Here is an 18,012-nt window from a genome sequence, read left to right on the forward strand (position 1 = left end):
TTGGAGCAAACCACCAATCCGCACTAGGGCCACAGGCTGCCGATGAGCGCAACGATGAGAACTAGCGCAATCATGGACCACAGCGTGAGCGAGACCCGGGATTTGGGCAGGGCGCGCTTGCGGCGAACGGGCTGAGAGGCGCCGACAACCGGCGGGTTTGCAGCGCGCTCATCCTTTTTGCGCTCTGGATCCCACAGGCCTTCGCGGGGATCGACCGGCTGGATCCTATCCGAGCTGGCGCTGGGCACGTCGCCGCTCGCTGCGTTATCGCCCGCGCCCTCCGAATGTTGTTCAGCCATGGTCTTTTACTGTAGTGCCGCGATTGCGAAACTGGGAAATTAGGACGGCACTGCGGTCCACGGCCCACATCAGGCACCAGGCCAGGCCAATCATGATGGGAACCACGATGATGACCACGATGATCATCTGTACCCACACGGGCGCCTGCACCAGGAACTGCGAAAATGCGCTGCTCACGTCAGTCAACCACTCCATGGGTCCTTATATTACTGCCCCACGGTAATCTGGCAGGTATGTCGAGCGCACAGATACCCGTCACCATTGCCACCCCATCTGGACGCATCACCGGCTTTAGCCGCGATGGCCTCTCCTACTTTCATTCGCTGCGCTTTTGCGAAATCCCTAGCCGCTTTTCCCCGGCGCGGCCGCTGGATGAGCCCCTCGACCAGGATGCGCGCACACCAAAACCGGATGAGGTAGCGCTCAGCATCACTGCCCCGGAAAACGCGGCGGATTGCCCCGTGGTGGTCTATATCCATGGTGGAAGCTTTGAAGGCGGCTCGCATGAGGACGAGCGGGTGCCAGGCACGGTAACGGCCCGCAAGGGCATCATCCAGGTCCAGGTGGGCTACCGCGTGGGCCTGGCCGGGTTCGCCCGCTTTGCCGACGATGAAGCGGACCGCTACCGCGGCATCGATGACTGCGTGCTGGCTTTGGAATGGTTGCAGGACAATATCGAGTCCTTTGGCGGGGATAAAACGAATATCACCCTGGTGGGCCAATCCGCCGGTGCAGCGATAAGCCTGTGGCTTGCCCGGCGCGATCACTACCGCGGCGCTTTCCGGCGCGTCCTCGCCCTATCGCCTGCCTATCCGCGCGATACCTTTGAGCAGCGCGTGGCGGGATTGCACAGGTACCTCTCAGTGCCCATCGAACAAAGCGCTTTGGAATCGCTCTCGCCCGAGGCATTGGAAAAGGGCTATAAAAAGTTCCGCAAGAAGCACCGCTATGACTTGGCCCTCGGCCCGGCGCCGATGCAGGCATCCGAATTGGCGGATATCCCCATCGTGGTGAGCTCCACCCGGGATGAATTTTACGATCTCCCGGCCGGCAAGCGCATCGATAATATGGCCCTGGGCAAGTTCATTTGTAACTACCTGTCCCAGCGCTTCGGCTTCCCGCACGGGCGCTACACGCAATGGCGCCAGCTCGCGCAGTACGTGGACCCGGACCGCCTCATGGGCCGGATGATCGGCGATTCCCTCGTTCGCCGCTGGACGGCGCAGGTGGCCTCTGGCGCACCGGGGCCGACCTGGATGATGGAATTTACGAGGAAGCTTAAGCCGGCGCTGCACTGCGATGAGCTCTACCCGCTCTTCGGTACAGACTGCGAGCTGAACGAGTGGCTCTGCCACTTCGCCACCACAGGCGAGCCGGGTTTCCCCAACTATGGCAGCGACCACCGCGTGCTCGAATTTGATTTGGATACCGGGGATCGGCGCATCGCCTATGCCACCTTGGATTACGTGGCGGCGGCGTTTTATGAGGAGGACTAATTGCTACTGCGCTAAAGACTGAAGCGCCGTGCGCAATTCGGCTTCCGCCAGTTCCTCGCACATCCACGGGCTAAATACCGCTGGCACGGCATCGGCCGCGGCGATAAGTTGGGCGGGATCGACCCATTCCCAGGAGTCGACCTCGTCCGGGTTCGGCTGCCACTGCGCTTGGGAGTCGAGCTCTACGCAGTAGACGGGGCAGATTTCGTTTTCCACCAAGCCGGAAGAATCCACCGCACGGTAGGAAAAGTTCGGCAGCACCACGCGCAAGTTGGATAACGCATCCGCGGGAATGCCTAGCTCGAATTCGGCGCGGCGCATAACGGCATCGGCAGTCGCCTCCCCCGGACCAGGATGCCCGCAGAAGGAATTGGTCCACACGCCGGGCCAGGTTTGCTTGCCCAGCGCCCGGCGGGTGATGAGCACCTTTCCGTGGCAGGTGACCCACGCGGAAAAGGCGAAGTGCAAGGCGGTGTCGGTGGTATGCACCTCGGATTTGAGGGCAGTACCAATGGCCTTTCCATCGGCACCCGCCAGGACTACCCGCTCCGTCATAGGTTCAGATCCCCCACCCAGGTGACGTTTCCAATGTGCAGGCGGGCGTTCCAGAGGTTGCCCGGCGCGACATCGTAGCGGTATTGCAGGTTAACCGAGGCGCCCGCACCCAGCGGGTGATCAAGCCCCGGTGGTTCCACCCCGGGCGCAGAGTTTTGGTCATAAGGCAGGGATTGCACCTTAGACCAGCCCCCATTGCCGTCGGCGCGCTCGAGAACAGGGTCGTCGAAGGCATCAGTGGGCAGGGCCATTTCGTTTTCATTCTTGAGCAAGATGGTCACCACGGACCCGCCGGAATTACTATCCGCATATACTCCTTGCAGCTCCCAGCTAACGCCGAGGCCGGCATCCTTTACCGGGCTGGCCAGGTTGGAAGTAACTTCCTTATCGTCGGTGTCTTCCGCTTGATAAGGCGCTTCTTCCGAGCTGGAGACGGTGATATTGTCCCCCAACCCGGTCTCTTCCGGCTGGAGAATGCTGCATCCGGCCAGGGTCACGGCGAGAAGGCTGACCACGCCTGCGCCTAGAGTGTGAGAAATTTTCACCGTGGATGGATCCTTTGCACGCGAAGATAACTTTATTTCTGCACAGATACCTTAGCCGAAAGCCCGCCCAAGGTATGCATCTGGGCTGCGCGCCGTGGCGTGTGGCATACTTGTCCGTTGCTTCACTCTTCCCTAGCTGCTTTCTTTCGCGTATTTGAATCGAGTATTTTCCTATGTCTTCCCTAGTGCGCATCGTCCGCAGCGCTTCTGCCCTGTGGCCTTTTTATCTCGGCGTCCTGCTTACCGCGACTATCACCGCCCTCGTCTCGCTGGTGGCACCGTTTTTAACGAGGGAGGCCACCGATGTCATCGTTGAGACCGTACAGTCTGGCGGCGATACCACAGGCGCCCTGCGCACAGTGCTGCTTTTAGCCTTAGCCTTGTTTATTGCCGATGCCACGAAGGCCCTGTTCAATAATATCGGCGGCTATATCGGCGATGTCATGGTCTCCCGGCTACGCCAAATTTTATCCAACCGGTACTTTGCCAAGCTCTTGGCGCTGCCGCAGGGCTATTACGATGACCAGATCACCGGCACCATCATTGCCCGGCTCGACCGTTCTATCGCCAATATCACGCAGTTTATTCAGTCCTTTGCCAATAACTTCTTCACGATGATCATCCAGACCATCGCCGTATTGGCCATTACCGCGTGGTTTTATTGGCCGCTGACTATCCTGCTTGCGCTGCTATTCCCCGTGTATATGTGGCTTACCGCCCTGACATCTAAGCGGTGGCAGGAATTCGAGGCTATTAAAAACGAACACATTGACCTCGCCAACGGCCGCTTTGCAGAGGTCATCGGCCAGGTCAAGGTCACCAAATCTTTCGTCAGCGAATCGCGGGAACTCAACCATTTTGCCCAGCACTACGGCGGCGTGGTCGAGACCACTAAGCCACAATCGCGCTGGTGGCACACCATGGATACCTTCCGCGGGTTGGCCATGGCGGTCATCTTTTTGGGCATCTACGCCGTCATCTTCTGGCGCACGCTCGAGGGATATTTTTCCATCGGTGACATGGTGATGCTGCTGCAGATGGTGGCCGGAACCAAGCAGCCGGTATTCATGATGAGTTGGATCGTCGATACCGCCCAGCGCGCCATCGCGGGCTCCCGCGACTATTTCCATGTCATGGAGGAAGAAATCGAGCCCACTGCCCCACGCGAGCTCGTTGCTGCCACCACCGGTTCTGGCACCCCAGAGCTGGATCTCACCCCGATAGCCCCGCTAGAGACCACCCCCGGCGCGCCGGTCTTTGCCTTTAATGACGTGTCGTTTTCCTACGAAGAAGGAAAACCCGTAGTAGAAGACATCTCTTTCACTGCGCATGAGGGCCACAAGGTTGCCCTAGTCGGCGAATCCGGCGGCGGTAAATCTACCTTGGTCAACCTGCTGCTGGGCCTGTATCATCCATCGGATGGCGATCTAGAGGTCTTGGGTCACCGCATCGATGATCTCAGCGCGTCCCGGCTGCGCGCCTCTGTCGGCGTGGTCTTCCAGGAGTCCTACCTCTTTTCGGGCACAATCCGCGACAATATTGCCTATGGCAAGCCCGGGGCCACGGAGGAAGAAATCGTGGATGTGGCCAAGCGCGCCAATGCCCATGACTTCATTGAGGCCTTCCCGGATGGCTATGACACGGTCATCGGCGAGCGCGGGCTCAAGCTTTCCGGCGGGCAGAAGCAGCGCGTGTCCGTCGCGCGCGCCATGCTGAAGGACGCACCCATCTTGGTGCTCGATGAAGCCACCTCCGCGCTGGATACCAAGGCCGAGCGCGCCGTCCAAGCCGGCCTGGACGAGCTGATGAAGGACCGGACCACGCTGATTATCGCGCACCGCCTATCCACCATCGCGGATGTGGATACCATCATCACCCTCGAGGCAGGGCGGATCGATGAAATGGGCTCGCCTGCCGAACTCGCGCAATCCGGCGGCATTTATGCCGAGCTGCTCAAACTCACCCAATCCAGCTCCGCGGCGGACCGCCGCCGGCTGAAAAAGTACGGCTTTGTTACCGGGGCCAATTCCCGCAGCGAGCACGGCGAAGAAAGTGAATAAATCCACTGGGACTGCTGCGCTTAAAGCGTTAAGCTTGTGTGCATGCAGTTTCCTAGCCTAGAAGAGTTGCAAGCCCGCGGAACCCGCAAGTGGACCGTCTTCGATGAAGACGTCCTCCCGCTGTGGATCGCGGAGTCCGATTTCCCCACCGCCCCCGCCGTCAAGAAGGCGCTGCAGGAGATGGTGGATAATGAAACCTTCGGCTATACCCCCTCCCCCAAGGCCTCGGGGCTGCGCGAGGCGGTCGCGGATTTCTATGCGGAGCGCTATGACTGGCGCCCCAACGCCGATCACATCTTCTGGATAGGCGATGTCGTCCGCGGGCTCTTGCTCAGCGTGCAGTACTTTACTCGCGATGATTCCCCCGTCATCGTGCCCGTGCCCTCCTACCCACCGCTGCTGGAACTTCCCCGCACGGCTGGGCGCGAAAAGATCGAAACCAGCCTCGAGCTAGAGGAAATCGAGCAGGCCTTCAAGGACGGTGCCGGTTCTATTCTCTTGGCCAACCCCTATAACCCGCACGGCCACGTCTTGTCGGAGGACTACCTCCGCGGGCTGGTGGAGTTGGCGGAGAAATACGATGCCCGCATCTTGGCCGATGAAATCCATGCCCCGCTGGTCTATGAAGGAAAGCATATCCCGGTGGCATCGCTAAGCGAGGAAGCAGCGCAGCGCACCATCACCGTCACCGCCACCTCCAAGGCCTTTAATACCGCGGGACTTAAGTGCGCGCAGATCATCTTTTCCAATGCCGCCGATGCCCAAAAGTGGAACGGGCTGACCGGCGTGGCCAAAGACGGCACCGGCACCTTGGGCGTGCTGGCCGCCGAGGCCGCCTACCGCCACGGCGGGGGCTTCTTGGACGAGGAAATCGAGTACCTGCGCGAGACCCGCGACTGGTTGGTAGAAGAACTCCCGCAGCGCATCCCTGGGCTAAAGACCTCGCAGCCGCAGGCCACCTACCTGTTGTGGCTGGACTTTTCCGATACCGCCATCGCCGGCAATCCCCAGCCCGCCAAGTGGCTGCGCGAAAACGCCCGCGTCGCCCTCAACGAAGGCGATACCTTCGGCACCGGCGGCCCCGGCCACGCGCGGTTGAACTTCGCTACCTCCCGCGAGATCCTCGGCGAGGCACTCGACCGCATGGAAAGGGCCTTCGCCGAGCTCAACTAGCTCTCCCCGCCACCCTTTCTCCTCGCCCCATCGCACCCGCGATGGGGCTTTTATTGCATTTTCACCATGCTTTGATTTCTCAACAGGTGGGCAGTAATATCTCATTACACGAATAGCCCCTATAGGGCTACAGAATTCGCATTCTCGTTCGCGTCGCCTGTCACCATGGCTCTCGGCGCGGCTAATGGTTTTAGTACGCAATGTTAAGGAGCCAGGATGGCTACCACCACCGCCTCAGGCACACCCAAGAGCAAGGCCACCGTTGTCATTGCCTCGCTCATGCTCTTTTCGATGTTCTTCGGCGCCGGCAACCTCATTTTCCCGCCCATGGTGGGCGTATCCGCCGGTACCAACTTCTGGCCCGCCGTGCTGGGCTTCCTCGCTGCCGGCGTACTCTTGCCCGTCCTGGCCATCATCGCGGTCGCCATTTCCGGCCGCTCCGTGCGCGACCTGGGCGCGAATGGCGGCGCTATCTTCGGCGTGGTCTTTTCCGCCATGGCCTACCTGTCCATCGGCGCTTTCTACGCGCTCCCGCGCACCGGAGCGGTCTCCATGGAAACGGCGATTACTCCCCTGTTGGGTTGGGAAGGCACCCTGGCCAGCGGTTTATTCAATACTGTCTTCTTCCTCATCGCGTTAGGCCTTGCGTGGAAGCCCAATTCCATCATCGATACGCTGGGCAAATTCCTCACCCCGGCCCTGGTTGCGCTGCTGGTCATCCTCATTACCTTGGCCGCGCTGAATCACCCGCGCGATCCCCAGATGCCGACCGACGATTACGTTTCTTCCCCCATGGTCACCGGCCTTTTCGAGGGCTATAACACCATGGACGCCATCGCCGGCCTCGCCTTTTCTATCGTCATCGTGGGTTCCCTGCGCTCTAAGGGCTTTAAGACCCAAAAGTCCCTGGTGAAGGGCACCATCACCGCGGCGCTCGTCGCCGGCGCCCTGCTTGCCGCTATCTACTTGGGGCTGGCTTGGGTGGGCCAGACCTTACCCAATGGCCAGTCCTATGATTCCGGTGCGCCGCTGCTTGCCGAGGCCGCCAATCTCACCATGGGTACCTTCGGCCAGGCCCTCTTCTCCGCCATCGTCGTCCTCGCCTGCCTGACCACCGCGGTGGGCCTTATCACCGCGACCTCCGCGTTCTTCGAGATGCTGGTGCCTAAGACGACCTACCACCTGTGGGCCTGCATCTTTACCGCGATGTCCATCCTCTTCGCCTTCCAGGGCCTCGACACCGTGTTGTCCATTGCGGTGCCGTTTATCACCTTCCTGTACCCACCGGCTATCTCCCTTATCCTGCTCACGCTTATCCAGCCGGCGGTCAAGAATTCCGTCGTGTTCTACTGGACCTACCGCCTTGCCCTGTGGGTATCGGTCATCTGGTCCGCCCTGACCGTCATTTCCGCGCAGGGTTGGGGCACTGCCGCCTTGGATCCCATCTTGTCTTTGGCGCCTGGCCAAGCGGTGGATCTGGGCTGGATTATGCCCACCGTCATCGCGGCCGTCATTGGCCTGATTGTGGATATCTCCACCAAGGCCGGCGAGAAGCACTCCAACTCCGTGACCGCGGCTGCCGATGCCGACGGCGACGCCGTCGTTGACTCGCCGCTCGATGCAGCGGCATCGCCAAAGAGCTAAGCTCTCCCTCTCCTTTCACACCCCGCCGTGGGCCCGCATTCCCCGGGTTCCACGGCGGGGTTTCTGTCTGCGGTTCAATTCAGCTTGGGTCGCCGGGATGCGCATGGTCGCGCGAAAAAGTACGGAATAGCCCCGCCCCGCGCACCGTTGCACTATAGGTACTATCCCCGCGAGAAAAAGGATTATTTTCCCATGACTGATCACGCGCCACTTTCCGTATTGGACTTTTGCACCATCTATGACGGTGAAACCCCTGCCCAATCCATTAACCGGTCGGTGGAATTGGCCCAGGAAGCCGAAAAGCTGGGGTATTCCCGCATGTGGTACACCGAGCACCACAATATGAAGTCCATTATGTCCTCCGCGCCCGCCGTCCTCATCGCGCACATCGGCGCTAAGACGGAGCGCATCCGGTTGGGCTCCGGCGGCGTGATGCTACCTAACCACTCGCCGTATGTCATCGCCGAGCAATTCGGCACATTGGAGGAGATGTACCCAGAGCGCATCGACCTAGGTGTCGGCCGTGCCCCCGGCACGGACATGAATACCTTGGGCCGTGCGCTGCGCCGCGATGGTCAATCCGCCGAGCGTTTTCCAGAAGACGTCAAAGAGCTCAACGCTTATCTGGAGGGCAAGGCCTATATTCCTGGGGTCAGCGCGGTTCCCGGTGCCAATACGAACGTTCCTATCTATATTCTGGGCTCGTCCATGTTCGGCGCTTCGCTCGCGGCAAAGCTCGGCCTGCCCTACGCCTTTGCCTCCCACTTCGCCCCGCAGCACCTCGAGGAAGCAACGACCTACTACCGGGAGAACTTCCAGCCTTCCGAGCGGTTTAGCAAGCCCTACGTCATCGCCGGTGTCAACGTCACCGCCGCCGATACTATGCAAGAGGCAGAAGCTGAGTACGAGCGCGTGTGCTTTAACCGCGTGAAGTCTTTCGCCGGCCGCGGCAAGTACTTGACCGACCAGCAGGTAGAGCAGATCATCGAGTCCTACCAAGGCCAGCAAATCCTGGACATGCTGCGCTACTCCGCGGTTGGCACCACCAAGGAAGTCACCGAATACCTGGAGAAGTTCCAAGAGCACGCCAAGGCCGATGAGCTCATGATTTCCCTGCAGTCCAGCTCGCACGAGAACGTCATCAAGAACATGCACGTATTGGCCGAGGGCTGGCAGCTCGATCCCGCCAACGTGGCGGGCACCCCGCGCTAAACCCCGCCTCGCTGCGCTACACAGCGTCGCGTTGGGCTGCCCTCGGTCTCAACGCTGGCCGCGCGGTGCCACCGAATCCGCCGCACAACAATCCGCTGGGATTGCCCTAATTTATGGCAATATATGCCTCCCCCCGAATGGTTTTAGGGCATTTATGTGTTGAGTAACACACAAGTTATTCTTCATCTATGAAAATTTTGCGTGCGCGCTCAGCGCTGGGCTGTCTCGCGGTGGCGACAGCGCTGGGCACGGTAACAGCTTGTTCAGCGGGCCATACGGCGGTGGTAGATACCTCCGGGAACGAAGCCGCCCTGACGGTGGCGTCCAGCTCGGGAGCCACCTCGCTCGACTTCACCACCACGAGTGGGGCCGCCGCGCCCTCGGTGCTGATGGATAACGTCTATGAGACCTTGGTGCGCATCGATGAAGACGGATCCATCACCCCAGGCTTGGCCAAGGACTGGGACATCAGCGAGGATGCGAAGACCTACACCTTCCACCTGCGCGATGACGTGACTTTTTCCAACGGCGATCCCTTCACCGCGCAGACCGCCGCCTTTTCCATTAATTACGTCAAAAATGACTGGGCCAACGGCATTTCCTCCGCCATGGACCCGGTCGACAGCGCCACCGCGGTCGATGACCACACCCTCAAAGTGCGCCTGGCTAAGCCCTCCAACGGCTGGCTGTGGTCCATGGGCACCACCATCGGCGCGATGATGTCGCCTAAGGGCATGGACGATCTCGCGGCCCAGCCCATTGGCACCGGCCCCTACGAGGTGGCGGGATTCTCGCCCTCGGAATTCGTCTCCTTGCACAAGCGCGAGGATTACTGGGGCACGCCGTCTGCGCACGATGTCACGGTGCGCTACTTCCCCGATGCCATTTCCTCGGTCACCGCGCTGCGCTCGGGCGGCGTGGACGTCGTCTGGGGCGTGGGTAACCCGGAAATCCTCGATTCCCTGGATGATTCCATCGATACCAACGTAGGCACCACCAATGGTGAGGTCCTGCTATCGATGAATAATGACCGCGCCCCCTTCGACGATCCGCGGGTGCGGCAGGCCGTGGCCTACGCCGTCGACCGCAAGGCGGCCAATGACATCGTCTGGTCTGGCATGGCCACCGATACCGGCGGCGCGCCCATCCCACCTACCGATCCGTGGTTCGAAGGCAAGAATTACTACGACTTCAACCCGGATAAGGCCCGCTCGCTGCTTGCCGATGCCGGCGCCCAAGGCACCCCGCTCACCATCACCGTGCCTACGCTCTACTATGCCCAGGCCATCTCCGAGCTGCTGTACTCGCAGCTTTCCGATGTCGGATTCGACGTCACCCTCGAAACCGCCGAGTTCCCTGCCGTGTGGCTGGGCCAGGTCCACGGCGCTAAGGACTATCAGATGTCGCTTATCTCCCACGTGGAGGCCCGCGATGTTCCGGCGCTTTTTGGCAACCCGGATTATTACCTGAATTATGATTCCGCCCGCACGCGCGAGCTGCTCGAAAAGGCCGATACCGCGAAACCTGAAGACTATCCCCGCCGCATGACGCAGGTCGTGGACCAAATCATGGCCGATGCCGGCGCGCTGACCGTGATGAATATGCCGAATGTCGTTCTAACGCGCCACGGCATTAGCGGCTTGCACACCGATCAGGTCACCGACGCCATCGTATTGCGCGATCTCACCGACGACAAGGAGGACCAATGAGTACCTCTCGGGCCCAGGCCATAATCCGGCCGCTGCTGCGCTTTGTGCTCACGCTTTTTCTCGCCTCCCTCATTATCTTCGCGCTCATGCGCGCCGTGCCCGGCAACCCGGCGCGCGTCGCGTTGGGCGTTAATGCCACTGAGGACGCCATCGCCGAGCTCAGCGCAGATCTCGGCCTCGACCGGCCGCTCATCGCGCAATACGGCGAGTGGATGAAGGGCCTCGCTACCGGTGATTTTGGCAAGTCGCTGTCCTCGCAGCAGGACATCACCCCTCTGGTTGTGGACCGCCTGCAGGTCACGCTCATCCTCATCGGCCTGGCCATGGCCTTGGCGCTGGCCTGCGCGATTCCCATCGGCATGTGGCTGGCGCATAACCGCAATTCGCGGGTTGCCGGCCTGGTCTCCGCGGGAACGCAGTTGGGCATCGCCGTGCCAAGCTTCTTGGTCGGTATCATCTTGGTGGCCATCTTTGCGGTCCACCTGGGCTGGCTGCCGGCCAATGGTTGGGTGCCGCCCAACCGCGGCGTGGGCGATTTCCTGCGCCACCTGATCCTGCCGGTCATCGCGCTGGCCCTGGTCCAGGGCGCCATGCTCACGCGCTATATGCGCTCCTCGGTGCTCGACGTTATGGACCAGGACTATATCCGCACCGCGCGCGCCCTGGGCGATTCCCCGCGGGAGGCCCTGCACCGCCACGGGCTGCGCAATGCCGCGCTGCCGGTGCTGACGGTGTCTGGCCTGCAATTGACCTCGATGGTGGTAGGCGCCGTGGTCATTGAATCCGTCTTCGTCATCCCCGGCGTGGGTTCCATGCTGCTCGATGCTGTCTCCGTGCGCGATCTGACCACGGTGCAGACCCTCGTCATGCTGCTGGTCACCTTCGCGCTGGCAGTCAACATGCTTACCGATGTCGCCTACCGCCTCATCGACCCCCGAATCAAGGCAGGTGACGCGCGATGAAAATGCGTTTTTCTGGTTGGCTAGGCGCCGTGCTCGTCGGCGCGGTCGTGGTAATCGCCCTCGTATCGCTGGTGTGGACGCCGTACGATCCCACCCTCGCCCAGCCGGGCAGCCGCCTATCCGGCCCCACCGCGGATCACGTCCTAGGCACGGATCGCTACGGGCGCGATACCGCCTCGCGCATCATGGCAGGCGCGAAAATCACGGTCTTCGTAGGGCTTATCGCCGTCGGCATCGCCGGTCTTATCGGCATCCCGCTCGGCATTATGGCCGGCATGCGCCGCGGCACCTGGGTAGAAGCGCTCATCATGCGCGGCGCCGACGTGGTGATCGCCTTCCCGGCGCTCTTGCTCGCTATTATCGCCGGCGCGGTCTGGGGCCCATCGACGCTTACGGCCATGATTGCCATCGGTATTTCCGGCATCCCGTCCTTTGCCCGCGTGGCGCGTTCTGGCACGCTGCAGGTAATCACGCAGGACTATATCGCCTCCGCCCGCATCTCTGCCGTACCTGGATGGAAGGTTGCGGTGCGCCACGTGCTGCCGAATATCGCGGGCCTTATCATCGTCCAGGCTTCGGTGTATTTTGCCCTCGCCATCCTCGCGGAGGCGGGCCTGTCCTACCTCGGTTTGGGCACCCCTCCCCCTGCTGCCTCGTGGGGCCGCATGCTGCAGGATGCCCAGTCGCTGCTGAGCACCGATCCCCTCCAGGCCCTGTGGCCGGGCCTCACCATCGCCGCCACGGTCTTGGGCTTTAACCTGCTTGGCGATGCCCTCCGTGATGCCCTCGACCCCCGCATGAAAGGAGCCACGCGATGAGCCTTTTAAGCGTGCGCGATCTCAGCCTCAGCGCCTCTGAATCCTCCCTCGTCGGCCCGATTAGCTTCGAGCTCGAGGCTGGCGAAAAACTCGGGATCATCGGCGAATCCGGCTCCGGTAAATCACTGACCGCGCTGTCCATCATGGGCCTGCTGCCCACGGGGATTTCCGCCACCGGCGAGGTCACCGTGGCCGATCATCAGATCATCGGCGCGCGGGATTCCGCCATCCGCCCACTGCGGGGAAAGACCATGGCCATGGTCTTTCAAGAACCCATGAGCGCGCTGGATCCCTTGATGCGCATTAGCGCCCAGCTCACCCACGCCGGCGCGCGCGATATCGCCGCGGCCCTAGAAGAGGTCGACCTCGACGCCGATCTCGCCTCGCGTTTTCCCCACCAGCTATCCGGCGGGCAGCGCCAACGCGTGCTCCTGGCCATGGCCATGGCGGGAAGCCCTGACGTGCTCATCTGCGATGAGCCCACCACCGCCCTCGATGCCACCACGCAAGACGGTGTCCTCCGCGTCATCGAGCGCGTTACCGAACAACGCGGCACCGCACTGCTTTTTATCACTCACGACCTCAAGGTCATCCAGCGCATGTGTCCGCGGGTGCTGGTCATGCGCGATGGCTACACCGTGGAGGAAGGCCGCACCGAACGCGTGCTCACGCAGCCGCACCACGCCTACACCCAAGAGCTAGTCTCGGCCTCGCAGCCGCCCGACTTCGCCCTTGCCCCGGCGGGTGGGGAGAAGGACGCGGTGGTATTGGAGGGCATCGGCAAGCAGCATGGCTCCCAGGCCGCGCTGGCAGGGATCGATCTCCGCGTGCGTCGCGGCGAGCGGCTCGGCATCGTCGGCGGTTCCGGTTCCGGCAAAACCAGCCTGCTAAAAATCGTCTCTGGGCTCGATGCCCCCACCTCTGGAACCAGCACCGTGGACGGGCGCGTGCAGATGGTCTTCCAAGACCCGCAAGGTTCGCTGAACCCGCGGCTAAAGATCTGGAAATCCATCGCCGAGGCCATGCCCGGCCGCCTGCCCAAATCCGAGCAGCGCGAGCGCGCCGCCGCCGCGCTGGAAGAGGTAGGCATTTCCGGCAAGGCGCTCGACCGCTACCCCCACGAGTTTTCCGGTGGTCAGCGCCAACGCATCTCCATCGCCCGTGCGCTGTGTGGTGAACCGGATATCCTGCTTGCCGATGAAGCCGTCTCCGCCCTCGACATGTCCGTGCAAGCCCAGGTGCTGGAACTACTCGCCCACCTCATCGAGGACCGCGGGCTAACCCTGCTGTTTGTCACCCATGATCTCTCCGTGGTGCGCGGCCTCTGCGATAGAGTCGCCGTGCTCAACCGGGGCGAATTGGTCGAACAAGGTCCCACCGAGCGCGTGTGGTCCGCGCCCACCAGTGACTACACCCGCCGTCTCATCGCCACCGCAGGGCAGTAGGGCGGCTCGAGCGATTTTACCCACGGCGTAGGGTGGTTGCGGTAGAAGTTTCTAGCGAAAGGAGTCCAACAGGCTCGTGAGCACCGACCACCCCATCCCGCAACGCCCCAGCACCACCCAACTGTTGACCGCTTTTAATACCGCCTCCGTGCGGTGGCCCGGCGCGCTACGCGCCGGGCTGGCAATCCTTATTCCCGGCGCTTGTGCCCTGCTTACTGGCCACGACTACGCCATCCTGCTGCTGGCCACTGGTGCCTTCGCCGTGATTTTCGGCGAGGGCCATCCCTTTCGCACCCGGCCCCGCGTCATCCTCATTGCCGGCCTAGCCCTGACCACCGTGGCCACCGTGGGCGTGCTGGTTGGCCACCTCATTTTCGTCCCCGGGCACGGGCACTGGTGGCTGCTGCTCGCCGGCCTCTATTCCCTCCTGCTCGCCGCGCTCTGCGGCTTTACCCAAAACGCGCTGCGCCTGCCGCCGCCGGGCGCCTTCTTCCTCGTCTTGGTCGGCGGCGGTTCGGTGATGCTGGCGCGGACGGATACGAGCGTCGGCCAGCTCTTCTTCTGGTCCCTAACCGGCGTGCTGGCCAGCCTGATTTTGGGCATGGCGCCCGCGCTTATTGATGTTCACGGCCCCGAACGCCGCGCCGTCGCTGCCTTAGAGAAGGCCACCGCTGCGTTCGTCTCCGGCGAAGATGATTCCCTCGCCCGCCACCACCAAGCCCAAACGGCGCTCTCAACAGCCTGGCAAGCGCTTGCCGATGCCGGCGTCATCCGCGGCGGCCGCATCATCAATACCGCCGCTGCGGGCTTGGTGGATCGCACCTTACAAGCCCAAGGGCGCATCGTCGCGCATAACCGCGCGCTGGATTTAAAATTCTCTTCGGACCTGCTGACTGATTACGCCACCGATGTAGATCCACACCGCACCGCCATCCCGCACACCCGCCCGACTGGCCGCTACCGCATCTACCGCGCCGCGGTGCGGGATTCGCATGCCATGGTGACCACGCAAAAGATCGTGCTGTCCGCCGCCATCACCACGGTGGTCAGCCTGTCCTTAGGTTTTGACCGCCCGGACTGGGGCGTGGTCTCCGCCTTCCTCATGCTGCAGTGGGGACCAGACCATGTCGCCGGCACCGTCCGCGGCATCCACCGCATGCTCGGCTCCATCGTTGGCGTCATGCTGTTTTCGGTCTTTCACTACTTCGGCGTGTCCGGGTGGAGCTTGCTTTTGGCCCTCGCCGCCTGCCAATTCTGCGCAGAGATTTTCGTGGCCAAGAACTATGCCATCTGCGTCATCTTCTCCACCCCGCTCGCACTGCTGATGGGCAATTCCGCCCAGCGCCCCCTCTGGCCCACTATCCAGGCGCGCATCAGCGAGGTCCTCATCTCCATCATCGTGGCCACCATCGTACTGTGGTTCTGGCAGCGCTCCGCGCCCGTCCGCAACCAGCACCGCCTGCAAACCCGCGCCATGGAATCCATGTCCACCCTGCTCGGGCTGCTTTTTATCAATACTCCCGAAGAGGTCCTGGCCAGCCGCCGCGACCTGCAATACGAGCTGCTATCCGAGCGCCGCGCCATCCAATCCCTCGCCGCCGATAACCCCGCCACGGCCCGCGAATTGTGGCCACGGCACATCGCCATCCAGCACGCGGGCTATTTCTTGCTCGACTATTGCTCCACGCACCCGTTCAGGAATGCGAGCTGGGAGGAACTGGACGGCATCATCAAGCAGATTCACGCCGCGCATGCCCAACCGCGCTAGCTTGTGGAATGCGTTGCGGTACTGAACAATTGGAGCCACTACCCCTCGCCGAGCTAAGGACACCGTGACTTCTTCCTCCCGCGCCTACAAGCGCTCCCTCGAACCGCACGATAAGGGCAGCGCCGTCGGGCTCTACCCGCACAATATGCACCCTGGGCTGGTGCCCGGCATCAGCGTTGAGGACCAACGCAACCGCTTCGGCCTGGATAAATCGCTATTTTCCATCACCGCCGTCCTCATCGTGGCCTTCATCATTTGGGGCATTACCATGCCCGATAACCTGGCCGCCGCCTCCTCCACCGCCTTTAACTGGGCCATCACCAATACCGGATGGCTGCTGAATATCACCATGCTGCTAGCCACCGTGACCATGGCTTATATCGGGTTCTCCCGCCTCGGCCGCATCAAGCTTGGCACGGATACGGAAACGCCCGAATTCAGCTACTTCAGCTGGGTAGCGATGATGTTTGGCGCCGGCATCGGCGTCGGCATCTTCTTCTACGGCCCATCCGAGCCGCTATCGCACTACCTCAGCCCTCCCCCGCACACCGTGGATAATGGCAGCTCCGTCGAGGCACTGCACCAGGCAATGGCCCAGTCGCACTTCCACTGGGGCATTTCCCCATGGGCGGCCTACGCCTTAGTCGGCGCGGCCATTGCCTATTCCTCCTACCGGCGCGGGCGCGTTCCCCTCATTTCTTCCATCTTCCAGCCGCTCTTCGGCTCCCGTGCCACGGACGGCCCGCTGGGCAAGCTTATCGATGTCATGGCGCTTATCGCCACCCTCTTCGGCACCGCCGCTACCTTGGGGCTTTCTGCTATTCAAATCGGCCAGGGTGTCAGTATCATTCGCGGCGCGGGCCCCATGACCAATTCCGCGCTCATCATCGTCATCGCCGTGTTAGGCTGCGCGTTTATTATCTCCGCGGTCTCCGGCGTCGCGCGCGGCGTGCGCTATCTGTCCAATTTCAATATCACCTTGACCTTGGGACTTATTGCCTTCGTCTTCTTGGTCGGGCCCACCCTATTGCTGCTGAACCTGATTCCTTCGGGCATCGTGACCTATATCGATCAATTCCTGCCCATGATGGCCAAGGGGCTGTCCTGGGGCGATGAGACCATAGAATTCCAGTCTTACTGGACGGCGTTTTACTGGGCCTGGTGGATTGCGTGGACGCCGTTTGTTGGCATGTTCGTCGCCCGCATCTCCCGCGGCCGCACCATTCGCGAATTCGCCGCCGTGACCATTTTCGCCCCCACCGCCATTTTGGCGCTGGCTTTTACCATCTTTGGCGGCACCGCCATTACCTTCAGCCGAGATGGCGTAGAGGGCATCGACGGTGAATCCTCCAATGAACAGGTGCTCTTTTCGATGTTCCAGGATCTTCCCCTTGGCACCATCACCCCCTTTATCCTTTTGGTCATCCTCGCGGTCTTCTTTGTCACCTCGGCTGACTCCGCATCCGTGGTCATGGGCACCATGTCCTCCAAGGGCGATCCAACCCCGAATAAGCTCATCGTCATCTTTTGGGGCCTGTGCATGATGGGAATTGCCATCGTCATGCTGTTGACCGGCGGCGAAGACGTGCTCACGGGCCTGCAAAACCTCACCATCCTGGCAGCGCTGCCCTTCTGCCTCGTGCTGTTGACCATGATGGTGGCGTTCATCAAGGATCTGCGCTCTGATCCGATGTTTATCCGCCGCACCTATGCTCGTTCGGCGATGGACAATGCGGTCATGCGCGGCATCGCAGAGCATGGCGATGAGTTCGAGTTCTCCGTCCAGCACGCCGAAGACGGCCGCGGGGCCGGCCATGACTTCGATTCCGCCGCAGACCGCTACACTGAGTGGTACCAGCGCACGGACGAAGAAGGTCGAAACGTCGATTATGACTTCGAAACCGGCGAATGGTCCGATGGCTACGACCCAGAGGAGGAGAAGTAATGGGTCTTCCCAGCGACGTCGTCCTCGACGGCTACACCCTCATAGAGCAGCACGAGATTGACCACGAATTCTTATTGCGCGGCTCGCCGCTTAGCACGAACACTCCCCTGCTCTTCGCACTCACCATCGTCGGCATCGTACTCGTGGCTGCCAGTTTATTTCTACGCGGGCGCGGGCGGGTCATCGCCGGTGTACTGGGCGCGGTGCTCGCAGTAAGCAAGCTGTGGTGGATGCCTTTCGCCTTGGCGCGGCACTTCGATGACGGCCAGGTCTTCGGCTATACGCTCAAGTACTTCCCGCAGTACTGGCCGGTAGCCTCCATCATTGTCGGCGCCATCGCGCTCATCGGCCTCGGCTCTGCCGTTATCCGCCGACATTAA

The 18,012-nt window shown here is 61.7% G+C and carries 16 protein-coding genes; 12 read left to right on the forward strand and 4 right to left on the reverse strand.

Annotation, left to right across the window (positions count from 1 at the left end):
- Positions 1 to 23: 23 nt before the first annotated feature.
- Positions 24 to 299, reverse strand: a complete 276-nt coding sequence (locus HMPREF1267_RS09400) for a hypothetical protein (protein WP_005278068.1) — start codon at positions 297 to 299, stop codon at positions 24 to 26.
- Positions 292 to 477 carry a hypothetical protein gene (locus tag HMPREF1267_RS09405; protein ID WP_232215134.1) on the reverse strand — a complete coding sequence of 62 codons (186 nt, stop codon included), beginning with the start codon at positions 475 to 477 and terminating at the stop codon, positions 292 to 294. The genes HMPREF1267_RS09400 and HMPREF1267_RS09405 overlap by 8 nt, the downstream gene beginning before the upstream one ends.
- A 56-nt stretch (positions 478 to 533) precedes the next feature.
- Between HMPREF1267_RS09405 and HMPREF1267_RS09410 the strand changes: the two genes are divergently transcribed.
- Positions 534 to 1,796, forward strand: a complete 1,263-nt coding sequence (locus HMPREF1267_RS09410; RefSeq protein ID WP_005278066.1) for a carboxylesterase family protein — start codon at positions 534 to 536, stop codon at positions 1,794 to 1,796.
- A gap of 3 nt (positions 1,797 to 1,799) precedes the next feature.
- On the opposite strand, the gene idi is transcribed toward HMPREF1267_RS09410, so the two are convergent.
- Positions 1,800 to 2,351 (reverse strand): isopentenyl-diphosphate Delta-isomerase, encoded by a 552-nt coding sequence (gene idi / locus HMPREF1267_RS09415; RefSeq protein ID WP_023029100.1) that lies wholly within the window; start codon positions 2,349 to 2,351, stop codon positions 1,800 to 1,802.
- A complete protein-coding gene (locus HMPREF1267_RS09420; protein ID WP_023017120.1) occupies positions 2,348 to 2,896 on the reverse strand; it encodes a hypothetical protein in 549 nt (182 codons plus the stop codon). The genes idi and HMPREF1267_RS09420 overlap by 4 nt, the downstream gene beginning before the upstream one ends.
- 173 nt (positions 2,897 to 3,069) lie before the next feature.
- Here HMPREF1267_RS09420 and HMPREF1267_RS09425 point away from each other — a divergent pair, with 173 nt between their 5' ends.
- The 11 genes from HMPREF1267_RS09425 (at position 3,070) to HMPREF1267_RS09475 (ending at position 18,012) form a co-directional block, all read left to right on the forward strand.
- Positions 3,070 to 4,956, forward strand: a complete 1,887-nt coding sequence (locus tag HMPREF1267_RS09425; RefSeq protein ID WP_023029101.1) for an ABC transporter ATP-binding protein — start codon at positions 3,070 to 3,072, stop codon at positions 4,954 to 4,956.
- Between the two features lie 42 nt (positions 4,957 to 4,998).
- Complete coding sequence (locus HMPREF1267_RS09430; protein WP_023029102.1) at positions 4,999 to 6,129, forward strand: MalY/PatB family protein; 1,131 nt, start codon at positions 4,999 to 5,001, stop codon at positions 6,127 to 6,129.
- A gap of 216 nt (positions 6,130 to 6,345) precedes the next feature.
- Positions 6,346 to 7,773: a branched-chain amino acid transport system II carrier protein gene (gene brnQ, locus HMPREF1267_RS09435; protein WP_023029103.1), complete on the forward strand. Its 1,428-nt coding sequence runs from the start codon at positions 6,346 to 6,348 to the stop codon at positions 7,771 to 7,773.
- 192 nt (positions 7,774 to 7,965) lie between these two features.
- On the forward strand, positions 7,966 to 8,985 hold the full coding sequence (locus HMPREF1267_RS09440; RefSeq protein WP_005278049.1) for an LLM class flavin-dependent oxidoreductase: 1,020 nt from the start codon (positions 7,966 to 7,968) through the stop codon (positions 8,983 to 8,985).
- A gap of 188 nt (positions 8,986 to 9,173) precedes the next feature.
- Positions 9,174 to 10,694 carry an ABC transporter substrate-binding protein gene (locus tag HMPREF1267_RS09445; protein WP_023017116.1) on the forward strand — a complete coding sequence of 507 codons (1,521 nt, stop codon included), beginning with the start codon at positions 9,174 to 9,176 and terminating at the stop codon, positions 10,692 to 10,694.
- The gene (locus tag HMPREF1267_RS09450; protein WP_023017115.1) at positions 10,691 to 11,656 is read left to right on the forward strand and encodes an ABC transporter permease; all 966 of its coding nucleotides are present in this window, start codon (positions 10,691 to 10,693) and stop codon (positions 11,654 to 11,656) included. Before HMPREF1267_RS09445 ends, HMPREF1267_RS09450 begins: the two co-directional genes overlap by 4 nt.
- Positions 11,653 to 12,474 carry an ABC transporter permease gene (locus HMPREF1267_RS09455; RefSeq protein ID WP_023029104.1) on the forward strand — a complete coding sequence of 274 codons (822 nt, stop codon included), beginning with the start codon at positions 11,653 to 11,655 and terminating at the stop codon, positions 12,472 to 12,474. The genes HMPREF1267_RS09450 and HMPREF1267_RS09455 overlap by 4 nt, the downstream gene beginning before the upstream one ends.
- Positions 12,471 to 13,919 carry an ABC transporter ATP-binding protein gene (locus HMPREF1267_RS09460; RefSeq protein ID WP_023029105.1) on the forward strand — a complete coding sequence of 483 codons (1,449 nt, stop codon included), beginning with the start codon at positions 12,471 to 12,473 and terminating at the stop codon, positions 13,917 to 13,919. Before HMPREF1267_RS09455 ends, HMPREF1267_RS09460 begins: the two co-directional genes overlap by 4 nt.
- 76 nt (positions 13,920 to 13,995) lie before the next feature.
- A complete protein-coding gene (locus tag HMPREF1267_RS09465; RefSeq protein ID WP_023017112.1) occupies positions 13,996 to 15,687 on the forward strand; it encodes an FUSC family protein in 1,692 nt (563 codons plus the stop codon).
- A gap of 145 nt (positions 15,688 to 15,832) precedes the next feature.
- Entirely contained in the window at positions 15,833 to 17,632 is a 1,800-nt protein-coding gene (locus tag HMPREF1267_RS09470; RefSeq protein ID WP_034654302.1) for a BCCT family transporter, read from the forward strand.
- Complete coding sequence (locus HMPREF1267_RS09475; RefSeq protein WP_023029106.1) at positions 17,632 to 18,012, forward strand: hypothetical protein; 381 nt, start codon at positions 17,632 to 17,634, stop codon at positions 18,010 to 18,012. Before HMPREF1267_RS09470 ends, HMPREF1267_RS09475 begins: the two co-directional genes overlap by 1 nt.

It is taken from the genome of Corynebacterium sp. KPL1824 (assembly GCF_000478095.1).
GTDB lineage: Bacteria > Actinomycetota > Actinomycetes > Mycobacteriales > Mycobacteriaceae > Corynebacterium > Corynebacterium accolens.

What these genes read in the sequence shown, in the direction of transcription:
- HMPREF1267_RS09400 (WP_005278068.1), bottom strand. Translation starts at nt 299, where the DNA reads ATGGCTGAACAACATTCGGAGGGCGCGGGCGATAACGCAGCGAGCGGC.
- HMPREF1267_RS09410 (WP_005278066.1), top strand. Translation starts at nt 534, where the DNA reads ATGTCGAGCGCACAGATACCCGTCACCATTGCCACCCCATCTGGACGC.
- idi (WP_023029100.1), bottom strand. Translation starts at nt 2,351, where the DNA reads ATGACGGAGCGGGTAGTCCTGGCGGGTGCCGATGGAAAGGCCATTGGT.
- HMPREF1267_RS09425 (WP_023029101.1), top strand. Translation starts at nt 3,070, where the DNA reads ATGTCTTCCCTAGTGCGCATCGTCCGCAGCGCTTCTGCCCTGTGGCCT.
- HMPREF1267_RS09430 (WP_023029102.1), top strand. Translation starts at nt 4,999, where the DNA reads ATGCAGTTTCCTAGCCTAGAAGAGTTGCAAGCCCGCGGAACCCGCAAG.
- brnQ (WP_023029103.1), top strand. Translation starts at nt 6,346, where the DNA reads ATGGCTACCACCACCGCCTCAGGCACACCCAAGAGCAAGGCCACCGTT.
- HMPREF1267_RS09440 (WP_005278049.1), top strand. Translation starts at nt 7,966, where the DNA reads ATGACTGATCACGCGCCACTTTCCGTATTGGACTTTTGCACCATCTAT.
- HMPREF1267_RS09445 (WP_023017116.1), top strand. Translation starts at nt 9,174, where the DNA reads ATGAAAATTTTGCGTGCGCGCTCAGCGCTGGGCTGTCTCGCGGTGGCG.
- HMPREF1267_RS09450 (WP_023017115.1), top strand. Translation starts at nt 10,691, where the DNA reads ATGAGTACCTCTCGGGCCCAGGCCATAATCCGGCCGCTGCTGCGCTTT.
- HMPREF1267_RS09455 (WP_023029104.1), top strand. Translation starts at nt 11,653, where the DNA reads ATGAAAATGCGTTTTTCTGGTTGGCTAGGCGCCGTGCTCGTCGGCGCG.
- HMPREF1267_RS09460 (WP_023029105.1), top strand. Translation starts at nt 12,471, where the DNA reads ATGAGCCTTTTAAGCGTGCGCGATCTCAGCCTCAGCGCCTCTGAATCC.
- HMPREF1267_RS09470 (WP_034654302.1), top strand. Translation starts at nt 15,833, where the DNA reads ATGCACCCTGGGCTGGTGCCCGGCATCAGCGTTGAGGACCAACGCAAC.
- HMPREF1267_RS09475 (WP_023029106.1), top strand. Translation starts at nt 17,632, where the DNA reads ATGGGTCTTCCCAGCGACGTCGTCCTCGACGGCTACACCCTCATAGAG.